Origin of the sequence: Robbsia andropogonis (assembly GCF_000970345.1) — a bacterium.
GTDB classification, from domain to species: Bacteria; Pseudomonadota; Gammaproteobacteria; order Burkholderiales; family Burkholderiaceae; genus Robbsia; species Robbsia andropogonis.
The window spans coordinates 37,271-48,582 of the sequence record NZ_LAQU01000031.1 but is presented as its reverse complement, the minus strand read 5'-3'; the positions used below and the strand labels follow the sequence as shown (position 1 = coordinate 48,582).

The following is an 11,312-nucleotide window of genomic DNA, read 5'->3' as shown; positions in this document are numbered from 1 at the left end:
AAAATCAATCTCGGATTGACGCGGGATGCCGAGTTAACCGAGAAAATATTGTTCGAATCGGTTATCGATCCGCGCGATCGGCAACGGATGCGCGATGCGATCTATCACGCACTGTCCGCACGTACTTTCTTCGAAATCGATTGCCGGACGCGTCGACCCGATGGCTCCCTGCACTGGATTCTTGTTCGCGGATCTGGGCGATACACCGAAGACGGTGTGCTGGAGGCTGTGCTCGGGCTGATGCTGGATATTACCCAGCGCAAGGAACTGGAACTGGCGCAGGAATCGCAACTCAGCGAGGAGCGCAGTGCGCGCCAGCGCAGCGATGACCGCGTCGACACCATGGACGGATTCGTGTCCTCAGTCAGTCATGAACTCCGCTCTCCGCTCAACGCGATTCTGTCGTGGACGCAACTGCTGGAACGGGTGCATGATCCCGAAAAAATTCGCCAGGGCATTGACGTTATTGCACGCAACGCGCGTCAGCTATCGCTGATGGTGGGCGATTTACTGGACACCGGCGCCATCGTTAGCGGCAAGATGTCCGTGCGACGCATCCCGCTCGACCTTGGGGCATTAACCGGATTGGTCGCGGAAGAAATGCGACCGGACGTACAAGCACGGGGCCTCGATCTTGTCACTCCGGCGTTGCAATCATGCGTGGTGCTTGGCGATGAAAGCCGCCTGCGGCAGATTGTCTGGAATTTGCTTTCCAATGCCATGAAATTTAGTCGCGAAGGTCCCGTGGAGGTGTCCGTGCGAGTGGAAGATGGCATGGCGTGCCTGCGCGTGCGTGATCATGGGGTGGGCATCGACCCGGACGCACTGGATGGCATTTTCGAACGGTTCCAGCAGCTAGGCAGCACGAATGCGGGACGTATTGGAGGGCTGGGACTCGGGCTGTGGCTGGTGCGCAATCTGGTCGAATGCCACGATGGCACCGTAACCGCTGCAAGCGACGGCGTTGGCCATGGTGCCACTTTCACAGTACGTCTGCCGATTTATCGCGCTTGAGCGCACGATCTTGGATCACTGGGTACTAAGCCTCGCTATCACGCGGCGCGGAGCGCGTCACCCGTAACGACCCGGGTGGCGGCTCATTGAGCACTGCCCAAAAAATCCCGAGATCGGACACAGCCGAAATGAAATCCTGGAAATCCACCGGTTTTACGACGTAGGCGTTGCTGCCCAAGGCATAACTGCGCAACAAGTCGTGCTCTTCCTTAGATGACGTCAACATCACGACAGGAATAGACGCCAAGTCACCACGACGCCGCACTTCCGCAAGGACTTCCAATCCGTCTACCCGGGGCAGCTTCATATCGAGAAGGATAACCGCCGGGTTGCCCGGCTCGCGGCCGGCCCAACCACCTTCTCCGCTCAAGTAATCCAACGCCTCTTGCCCGTCTCGAGCGATGACGACCTCATTCGCAAGGTTGCTGCGCTCGAGTGCGATAAGCGTCAACTCGAGGTCATGCGGATTGTCTTCAACCAGAAGGATAGGCTTCAGCATGGCAGTCTCGAGAGACGCGCATCCACGGTGCGGGCGCGATTACCGTGCGCGTCCGGATGACGCTGCACGACCCGATTCTACACGCGATGCTTTCTCGCTTCGACAAAGCCGCGAGAGCTCGCCCGGTGCGCTCGCGCTTAGGACACTGGCGGCTTGCCTGAATCCAGCAGTGAGCGCGGTGGCAGTTGCTCGACATATCCTGCGGCAATTTCATACTGCAACGCGGCCCATGCGCCCAGCAACGTCGAATCGTTACTCAGGATCAGCGGCGAACATACCCATTCTTCCGTACCGTCGCTGAACCAGCGCGCCTCGAAAATGCGGAAACTCTCGACCTCGGCACGACCTTCGGCGAGCAAATCGTGATACGACGCGACATGCGTCATCGCAACCTCACTGATGCCGACGTCGTGAAGACAAATCATGACGTCCATTGCCTTACGAATGGCGGCAACCTTGGTGCCAGCCTGGATATAGACAACGGTACGCGGCCCGGGACCGTCGAAAACGAGACAGAACAAGGTCGCCTTGCAGTATTCGGACAAAATCATCGCAGCTTGCACTCCGGGCTGACACACGAGCAAACGCGGCACGCAAACAGGGCCTTGTCACCTGGGGCCATCTGCCCCATGGGACATGACGTTCCCGAATGTTACGTAATGCGTTACGTTACTCGGATGACGGTTGAGGTTGCCATCGCATCGGAAACACACCGTTTGCTTCCGAACGCCTTGATGCACCAACGTTCTTCATGGGCTGGTCACCACTGCCATGTGCCGCACTCACGACACGTCAAGCAGACAGCACGGTCAACGCACAATTCGTTCCAGGCTACATGATCCCAAATGGCAAGCGGCACCGATCACTACTCCGCCAGAAAGGCCGCGCGTCTTGTTGCAGCAACGCATGAGAGTAAGGATCGATGCCGTATTTCGCCGATTCGCAGGCGAATGTATCGTTTTTAAAAATGATAGCTGACGCCGATCTGCACAATCGGATACCACTTATAGCGTTCTATTTTGCTACGGATATCGGCTTCTTCCTGATCGATCGCGGAACGCGCTATGTACGTGGTAAGGACAGACGGTTCTTGGAAACCGACACGCGGGCGGCCGTACGCGACACCGATATCCGCGACAAAACCGAATCCCTTGTGCACAGGCTGATGCCCCCAGCCCAGACCCACATAAGGCATGAAAGTCGGGAAACGGGCATTGACGCTCAATTGCTGGCCTTGGGCAAGCGCAGCTGGAATGGCAACGCCTCTAACGTAGTAGTTGCCATTTGTCGGCACCGCGGTCGCATTCATCCGATCACGATTGATCAACGTACCGGCCGTCACGCGAAAACCATAAGACGGAAATGGGAATACGTCGGCAAACACGCCCAGGTGCCTTACTTGCAGTTTGCCATCGAACTTATTACCACCCGCGTTAAACGAATGGGAGAGGTTATAACCATTAACGTCCGCGTGAACACCAAAATACCTCGTGATGCCCCACGACGCACCCAATCCACCACCTTGTGTACCGCCCTGCACATACACTTCCTGTGCTTGCGCGGGCAGCCCCATCGATCCTAGCGCCAACAACACTGCGGTGGCAGCCGCGTTTTTTACCGTACGCATTTCCATGTTTTTCAAGATGCACTCCAATCAAAGCATGCCAAACGAGCGGCAGCCATTCGCCACGTCACCACGCGATACCGTCACGCGGAAGCAGCAGGGAACTTTACTGAATCAGTCGACCCACTCATCACTTGAGCAGAAGGCGATTCGCCCCGCTTTTCACCTTTCGACACTGCTTATCCGCACCCGTGCCCCATAACGCTATTAACGAATCAGTCATAACAGATGACTTATCTCGAAAATATAATTATGAAATGGCGCAACGACTCCCGACCTGTCTATTCGCGATGGGGAATGCGAACATACGACACGTCCCGGATATTTCTGATCGGAGCATGCGGTGAATATGCATGCTGGTCAAACCAAAAAAACAACAGACAACTTCACCAGACGGTGCGTACCCACGTTGTCATTCGATCATGCTATGAACAATTCATTCAGGTGTGATGCGATGGGTCGTGACAGGTCCGTGTGTCCGTCCGGCTCAGGCATCGCACACAATGAGATCCCGACAAACGATGCCCGCCATGCCGCTGCACGACGTGCTCGTCGGTTCAGCCGTTTGTTTGGAAACCAGACAACATCGCAACACGGCATCCCGATCCATCGGGGGTAGGTCCGCAGTTTGTTAAAATGTGACACTCTCCTGCTTCGACGGCTTGAAACCCTCCCTGTCGTAGCATGCATGCCTGCTTTGCGCTGGCGTGCTTGGTCCTTCTCCCTGATGTTTTCCCGCATTCCGATGGCTAAGCAATCCGCCCCCTCCCGCGCGTCCCTGTCAGGCACAGCCGATAAATCCGGCAAGTTGCAGGTCAAGCAAGAGAAACACGACCGGCAGGATAAGTATGAAATCCGTCCGGGACAGTCGATCGGCTTGTTGAAAGCGTTGCACATCCTGACCCGTGACGGTCAAATGAACCAGGACAGTCGGCGCAAGCTGAAGCAGGTCTACCACCTGTTCCAATTCATCGAGCCGTTGCTTGTTGACATTCAACAGCAGCGCGGTGCGGTTACGCTGGTGGATCATGGCGCGGGGAAGTCCTATCTTGGATTCATACTTTACGACCTGTTTTTCAAGGCCATCGACGACGCCTCGCATATCTATGGTATCGAAACCCGGGAAGAACTGGTCACACGCTCACGCGAATTGGCGAGCGAGCTCGGTTTCGATCGGATGTCATTTCTCAATCTAAGCGTTGCCGATGCCACGAAAAGTCGTGCCTTGCCGGAGAAAGTAGACGTCGTCACGGCACTGCACGCCTGCGACACCGCTACGGACGACGCCATTGATTTTGCGCTGCGCAAGGGTGCCCAATCGATCGTCGTGGTGCCCTGTTGCCAGGCCGAGGTGGCATCGGTACTGCGCAAGCACAAGGGCGCCGCGTTGGCGTCGAACCCACTGACGGAAATCTGGCGCCACCCCCTGCATACACGGGAATTCGGTAGCCAGATCACTAATGTATTGCGTTGCCTGCAATTAGAGTCGCACGGCTATCAGGTCAGCGTCACGGAACTCGTGGGGTGGGAACATTCCATGAAGAACGAATTGATCATCGCGCAATACAAGGACCTGCCGCGTACCCGTCCCGCCAATCGATTGCGTGAAGTACTTGATACACTTGGCCTGGCCGATATGCATCATCGATTCTACAGCGGACAGCCGGCCACCGATGCCAACGCCAACAGCGAAAAGTAAATCAGTAGCGGGTAACCGGCGCATCGTGCGGCATTTTCCAGCAGTCCGCGGCATGCGCAATTGACACACGGCGTCGCGTGTCTTCCGGCGTCAGAAGTGCGCCATCAGCAGCGACGCCGCGATAATGAACATCACACAACCGATCATCGCATCGAGCGCACGCCACGCGACAGGGCGTGCGAACCACCCGCTCAACCGCCGCGCGCCATATCCAAGCAGCACAAACCACACGCAGGAGGCGACCATCGCACCAGCGCCGAACCAACCTCGCTCGGGCCAGGGCAACGTTCCGCCCACCCCTCCCAACAAGACGACCGTGTCCAGATAGACATGCGGGTTCAGCAACGTCAGCAACGTTACACTCAGCAAGACCGCGCGCAGCGAGCCGGATGGCGATTCATGCCGGCCGGCGCGCCGGATGACCGCCTGGCGTGCGGATACCGCCCCTGCGGCACCGGTGGCAGCACAGACCGGCGCGGACCAGTAGGGGGGCGCGGCCTGTGGCAGGGATTCCGGAACCGCCTGCATTGATAGAGCCGATGTGCCACGCCACGCGGCAAGCCAACTGCGCAAACCATAGACAGCCAACATCGCCGCGCCGAGATAGCGTACGGTGTCGACCAAAGCGGGATGCGCCAGAATCACCGTACCCATGCCGGCAAGTCCGCACACGATCAGGGCTATGTCATACACACAGCACAGCAACACGACCGGACCGATGTGTCGGCCTTGGACGCCTTGCTTCAAGACAAAGGCGTTTTGCGCACCAATCGCCACGATCAGGCCTGCTGTCAGGCCAAAGCCAGAAGCAAGCGAAGGCAGTATGTGCCGGGTGGCTTCGAAAAGCGGAAGATTCATCGAAAACAGCGCAGGCATCGGGAAGAAAATACAAGCGGCACACAAGGCACCCAGGGGAACGCTTCTATAATTGGCAAGCATAGCGGCACGCCGGCGCCGGGACAACGCAAAGTCTGTTATGCCACCTTAGCGTTTCTTAAGTAGCCACCGGTCTTACCGCATCACCGCCCAACCAACCTTCCATGCAGATCGACCGCGCTCAACTTTGTGCCTTTGTCACCGTTCTACGCGAGGGCAGCTTTGATGGCGCCGCCCGCATTTTGCATGTAACGGCACCGGCCATTTCTCAGCGTGTAAGGCAATTGGAAGAACGCCTGGGCCAGGTCCTGATCAAACGCGGCACGCCCTGCGTGGCGACAGAAGCTGGTGCGGAACTGGCGCGGCACGCCGAGCAGATTGACATGCTCGAAGCGGAGACCTTGCAGGCACTGGCTTGTTTGCAAGGTCTGTCGGGGCTGGACGGTGATCCGCACGCTACCGGCGGTGCCGCCCCGCCAGTGCGTATTCCCGTGGTCGTTAATGCCGACTCACTGGATACGTGGTTCATGGCAGTCCCCAATGCGGTGGCGAGTGCGCAGGACGACGGTCCGGCGATCGTGTTGCATATCCAGGTGGACGATCAGGACCATACAACGGCGCTACTGCGTGACGGCAGCGTCATCGGTGCGGTCACGGCCGAGCCGCAACCAGTCCAAGGCTGCACTGCGACGCCGCTCGGCGTCATGCGCTACATCGCGGTTGCGGCACCCGAATTTCACCGGCGCTGGCTGACTGTGTTGGAAACACCCGGGCCGGATATCGATTCCTGGGCCGCCCTGTCATGCGCGCCGTTTATCCAGTTCAACAAGAAGGATGCGCTGCACGCGCGCTTCCTTACCTCCTGGGTACCCGCCGCCCCCGGGGACGCGATGTCCGTAGCCGCGGATATGCTGAGAAAATCTGCCGACCAGACCCGTGATGCCGCTGGCGCCGCGGCAAGTCGCCTGAAACACAGCACTCCTGGAAGCCGCGCTGCGCCCTGCTATCGCATCCCTACCACGAGCAGTTTCATCGAGGCACTCCGACTCGGCCTGGGCTGGGGCATGTTGCCGATACAAATGGCGGCGCCCCTGATCGCGGACGGTATCTTGCGCCAAATCACGCGCTCAGGGCGCGATGATGGTGTTGATGTGCCATTGTATTGGCAGCGATGGGCGTTGCGTTCGCCGGTGTTACAACGTCTCAGCAGTGCCGTCGAACGCATCGCCGGGACAGTACTCGAACCATGGGCGCCGGACGAGTTGCATACCAGGGCCCCGTCACGGTCCGCGTCAGGCACCGCTTTAACGCCGCCGGCGGTGCGCTAAACCGCGAAGTGCATGCCTGATGCGTCCCCACCATGCTTCGCATTGGCCAGCAATACCCTGCCAGCCGTCTCGACGCCAGGCACGCAAGACGTCCTTGAACCAGGACGGATTGAGGAACAGCCACAGCGCAATGAACGCCAGTACCCCACATCCGAGGAAGGTGCCCTGATAGCCGAATGTGCCGACCATTACACCCGACAGAATCCCTGACATGATCGAACCGACCCGCGCAGCGTTGAAGAACAAGGCGGTTGCCGCTGCCGGGGTCGCGGGCATCAGATCCTGGATATACACCATGCCCAGGCAGGACGTCACCGCCACGACGAACGCGCTCAATGCCTGCATGGGAATCAAGATGCCGATGCGCCAGGCCAGTGCGACGGCAATGAAGTACACCGTATGCACCGCCGCACAGGCCGCCAGCCACTTCAACTTGTTCAAGCGATCACTACGGGCTCCCAAGGCCAACATCATCGGTATTTCCAACAGCGCGCCCAGGCCAAGCATCACGGAAACGTCGATGCGCGTGCCGTGCATGCCCTGAACGATGTACAGCGGCAGCACGATGATCGTCGCGTTCGCTACAAGCCCTAACAGCGTCAGCGCCACGATCGCGCGCCACAATGCTGCCTTGTCCACGCGGCCTGCTACCGCCGTGGCAGGCGCTTCCAAGGTTCCTCCGATATCGTCCACCTTCCCCGCAGCGAAAACAGAGGTTGCATCCATGGGGTTCTCGCCAGTCGCCCCGCTACGACTGGGCATATCGATCGCCGCCGCACCAGGGCGGATCATCGCGGCATGATCAGGTCGATCAGCAGCTGCGGGCATCGCGGCCCGCGTGGCCTGAAATCCCTGGGATGCACCCTTTGATATCGATACGGAGACCGGTCGCATGCGATAGACAATAGCCGCACATCCGGCAAAACTCGCGGCTGCAAAAAGGAAAAGGCCGTAGAAATTGGTAGCGGCAAGAATCAACGCGCCAACGGACGGCCCGAATACCCATGCCATCGATAAGACTGTCCGCAACGATGCGGTTGTAAACGCCCGTTCTGCGTCACTACGAAAAGGCAGGCCGACACGGCTGAATGAAAACACCAGCGCAATCGCGGATCCACCCGTGCCGAGGAATGCAACGCCAATCACCAGCAAGCCGATATAGTTGGTCATAAAGCAAAGGAACACATAGCCCAATGCCGCGGCGAGTAATGCCCCTATCAGCAATGCACGATGTCCTCCCCGCCGATCGGACCATCTGCTGGCAATGGTACTGGCGACCACGCCGCTAGCGGCATTGACGGTCATGAAGATGCCCAACTGGAGCGGGGTCATTCCTGCGCGCTCAATGCTGAAAAGCGACAGATAAGGCGCGGTGAATGACATCGCAATGCCGAGCAGCAGGACCGCACCGGCCAACGGCATGAACGACGGGATGGCGGCCAGACTGGCGAGACGTTTGTTCATATCCCGACTATACGTCAATGACCCGTGACACGCGCTGGCAGACCCATTCACCCGAAGATAAATACCGCGACCTCTCGTCCGAGGAGCGTCACGGACAACGCGTCGACACGCCGTCTAGGTGCTGATGGTCATGCGCGAACCGCGCGGTCCGGGTCTGCCCCGTCACACCGGTCACACGTACCACGTAGATGCTGTCATAGTCTCCCCCGCCCCAGCGTGGCACAACGTCCTCGGAAGTCCCTAACCGCTTCATCAACGTCTTGGCGACCTGTTCGGCGATGCGATGCTCCCAGGCGACATAGACCGTCTTACCTTGCAGGTCTGACGCCAGCAATCGGTCCACAAGCCCGTCCCGGTCGTCATAGCCAAGTGTTACCTCCACCGGCATGCCGTTGACGATGGCCGTCGGCTCGATGGTCGCCAGCGGCCGCACGTAGGCATACGAACGACCCAGGTCCGATTTCAATATGGCCGGGTTCGGCGCGATGATCACATCGGGCTTACCATACAGTCTTTGTAATACTTTTGGTAACGCCAGTGAACGGTTCAGCCCTTGGCAGTTCAATTGCCCCAACCCTTGCATCGGTTTCTCACCATGGCGCACCATTACGATGGTTTCGACCACGTCGGGCGCGGGCAAGCCGGAGGCCGCCGTGACATCGGACGCTTTGGCCGCACATGACGCAGCAAGCAGCGGCAACAATGCGAGGCATTGCGCCGCCAGCCGCAGACGCACACGGAGCTGGGCAATACGACTTACCCCGCTCCCGACCGCTTTCGTACTTAATACCGTTCCAAGGCTTCCTGGGATAATGGGAAAAACCGTAGCAACGCGTCGTGGCCGCCAGGATTGTCGTCTACGCTTATTGGCGGATCTCATGGCGTTGCCTCTTGCATTGTGGCGCATCACGCTTCTTCACCCACTATGAACGACCTCTCATCAAGCGCCCTCTCCGATTCCGCCATCCAAGTCATCAAGAGCTGGCATGCACATGTCTATTTCGATGAAACCAGCCGGGATACGGCCTGGCATTTACGAGAAAAAATCCTGAAGCACCTTGGTAACCAACTGGAGATGGGACGGTTCCATGAAAAGACGGTCGGCCCACACCCGAAGTGGAGCTATCAGTTGGCATTTGCCCCAGACCACATGGCCGCCATCGTGAGTTGGTTGACACTGCACCATGGCGAATTGGATGTATTCGTGCATCCTAACACCGGCGATGCCCTACGCGATCATCGCGACAGTCCAATGTGGATTGGCCGCTCTCATACGCTGCACCTTGCGGCACTCGACGGTTGAACACTGGCCCGTGTATAAACAAGTGGGCACCATGGGCGTTCACCTGTCGCATCGTCGCCCACGCGTAGCTATCACACCAACTCGAAACCGACCGGGGGCAGTCCGACAATCTCGCCACGGACTTCACCTTTCTGTTGCGCAAGGTACATTCCGGTAAACGTCCCCGTGGTCAATACCATGTCTGGCGTCAGATCCAGGCCGAGTTGTGCCGTGCAGTAATTCACCGCCCACGACAGGAGGCGCCGCGGATCGCCAGCGGAATTGCTGATCTTGCCTTGCACTTGCGCGGCCACGATATCGGTGCTCCCGATTCGGAAGTGCGCCTGCGGTGATACAAAGGGGAAATCGTCGCGATAAGGCACGAAGTTGCCTACGATCAGTGCGCCGTGCGTGCTGAAGTCAGCGCTGGTAGCCCGCTTGTCCACGTCGGGCCAACCCGCGAAACGGGTGGCCACCAATTCGATAGTCGCACCCATTTCCGCGATAGCCGCGCGTACTTCGTCGTCCGAATACGGCGCCTTGCGCGCGGCGAAGGTCTTGCCAAGCCGAAAGCCAATCTCCAACTCAAGCCCCACCGGCGGAAAATCGTCGAACGCGAGGGCCACACCGGGTCCGTGCACGCCGTGCGACGCCAGCGGCGCACCGCCCGGTGCCGCGTCCGGTGATTTGGCGCCAATTTTCCAGCCGGCAATCTTCTCACCGGTCAGTGCAAAGACGGCCTGTTGAACCGCATAGCATGCCGCATCATCGTCCAAGGTAGGCAGCACCGTATCAGCGGGAATCTGTTGGTGAGACTGACGCGCATCCGCGAGCAAGCGGCTCAGCGTCGCTACAGCATGTTGGGTATCGGACATGAGAGGATTATCTAGAAAAGACGTAGAAACAAGGGCTTGAAAAGCCTGAAAATGGCGACGTATACAGCAGTGGCGTTGCGGCATGCAACACCTTCGCTGCGCGTCGATGCCCGTGCATCAAGGGAGGATCTCAAGTACGGATTCCACCGGACGACACAAACGAACACCCTTCGACGTCACGACGAACGGCCGGTTGATCAAAATAGGATGTGCCACCATTGCATCCAGCAACGCCCCGTCACTGGCGTCCGCGAGCCCCAACTCCCCAAAGAGGACTTCCTTGTCGCGTATCGCTCCACGGACGGACAATCCGGCTTTTTCGATCATCGACTTCAAGGCCGCGCGTGTCGGCGGAGTTTTCAGGTAATCGACAATAACCGGTGCGATACCTCGCTCCTGCAACAACGCCAGCGTCTTGCGCGACGTGCTGCAGCGACTATTGTGAAAAATGGTTGCCGACGATACGGCGGACGCGTTATTGGGAGAGTCGGATGTAGACGAGTTGACAGGCATCACGGAGGCAGTGGTTGAGTCAGAGCGGCGATGTGCGTCGGCCACGGGCGCCAAAATGGCGTAAAAAGCGGCAACCGAGCAAACGGTACAGACCTTCGGAATTGTACCGTTGTTTGTGCTCACCTCTCCTGACAAAAG

The 11,312-nt window shown here is 58.6% G+C and carries 12 protein-coding genes; 4 read left to right on the top strand and 8 right to left on the bottom strand.

The window, feature by feature from the left end:
• A partial coding sequence (locus WM40_RS21170) for a PAS domain-containing sensor histidine kinase (RefSeq protein ID WP_046153883.1) occupies positions 1-1,014 on the top strand: 1,014 nt, incomplete at its 5' end.
• 25 nt (positions 1,015-1,039) lie between these two features.
• On the opposite strand, the gene WM40_RS21165 is transcribed toward WM40_RS21170, so the two are convergent.
• The 3 genes from WM40_RS21165 to WM40_RS21155 all read right to left on the bottom strand — a co-directional run bounded on the left by WM40_RS21165 (position 1,040) and on the right by WM40_RS21155 (position 3,146).
• On the bottom strand, positions 1,040-1,513 hold the full coding sequence (locus WM40_RS21165) for a response regulator (protein WP_046153882.1): 474 nt from the start codon (positions 1,511-1,513) through the stop codon (positions 1,040-1,042).
• 137 nt (positions 1,514-1,650) lie between these two features.
• Entirely contained in the window at positions 1,651-2,064 is a 414-nt protein-coding gene (locus WM40_RS21160) for a hypothetical protein (RefSeq protein ID WP_024905331.1), read from the bottom strand.
• A gap of 410 nt (positions 2,065-2,474) precedes the next feature.
• On the bottom strand, positions 2,475-3,146 hold the full coding sequence (locus WM40_RS21155) for a hypothetical protein (RefSeq protein ID WP_096335631.1): 672 nt from the start codon (positions 3,144-3,146) through the stop codon (positions 2,475-2,477).
• Positions 3,147-3,882: 736 nt separating this feature from the next.
• Here WM40_RS21155 and WM40_RS21145 point away from each other — a divergent pair.
• A complete protein-coding gene (locus WM40_RS21145; protein WP_081765161.1) occupies positions 3,883-4,836 on the top strand; it encodes a class I SAM-dependent methyltransferase in 954 nt (317 codons plus the stop codon).
• Between the two features lie 90 nt (positions 4,837-4,926).
• Here the strand turns inward: WM40_RS21145 and WM40_RS21140 are convergent, their stop codons facing one another.
• The gene (locus WM40_RS21140) at positions 4,927-5,694 is read right to left on the bottom strand and encodes a LysE/ArgO family amino acid transporter (RefSeq protein ID WP_046153897.1); all 768 of its coding nucleotides are present in this window, start codon (positions 5,692-5,694) and stop codon (positions 4,927-4,929) included.
• Positions 5,695-5,876: 182 nt separating this feature from the next.
• On the opposite strand from WM40_RS21140, the gene WM40_RS21135 reads away from it, so the two are divergent.
• Positions 5,877-7,040: a LysR family transcriptional regulator ArgP gene (locus WM40_RS21135; RefSeq protein WP_052738440.1), complete on the top strand. Its 1,164-nt coding sequence runs from the start codon at positions 5,877-5,879 to the stop codon at positions 7,038-7,040.
• On the opposite strand, the gene WM40_RS21130 is transcribed toward WM40_RS21135, so the two are convergent.
• Together WM40_RS21130 and WM40_RS21125 are read right to left on the bottom strand one after the other, a co-directional pair.
• On the bottom strand, positions 7,017-8,504 hold the full coding sequence (locus WM40_RS21130) for an MFS transporter (RefSeq protein ID WP_024905326.1): 1,488 nt from the start codon (positions 8,502-8,504) through the stop codon (positions 7,017-7,019). The genes WM40_RS21135 and WM40_RS21130 overlap by 24 nt on opposite strands.
• A gap of 88 nt (positions 8,505-8,592) precedes the next feature.
• Positions 8,593-9,384 (bottom strand): histidine phosphatase family protein, encoded by a 792-nt coding sequence (locus tag WM40_RS21125; RefSeq protein WP_201779159.1) that lies wholly within the window; start codon positions 9,382-9,384, stop codon positions 8,593-8,595.
• Between the two features lie 45 nt (positions 9,385-9,429).
• Here WM40_RS21125 and WM40_RS21120 point away from each other — a divergent pair, with 45 nt between their 5' ends.
• A complete protein-coding gene (locus WM40_RS21120) occupies positions 9,430-9,807 on the top strand; it encodes a DOPA 4,5-dioxygenase family protein (RefSeq protein ID WP_024905324.1) in 378 nt (125 codons plus the stop codon).
• Between the two features lie 71 nt (positions 9,808-9,878).
• Here the strand turns inward: WM40_RS21120 and WM40_RS21115 are convergent, their stop codons facing one another.
• Together WM40_RS21115 and arsC are read right to left on the bottom strand one after the other, a co-directional pair.
• A complete protein-coding gene (locus tag WM40_RS21115; protein ID WP_024905323.1) occupies positions 9,879-10,661 on the bottom strand; it encodes a hypothetical protein in 783 nt (260 codons plus the stop codon).
• A 117-nt stretch (positions 10,662-10,778) separates the two neighbouring features.
• Complete coding sequence (gene arsC, locus WM40_RS21110; RefSeq protein WP_046153894.1) at positions 10,779-11,174, bottom strand: arsenate reductase (glutaredoxin); 396 nt, start codon at positions 11,172-11,174, stop codon at positions 10,779-10,781.
• Positions 11,175-11,312 lie beyond the last annotated feature (138 nt).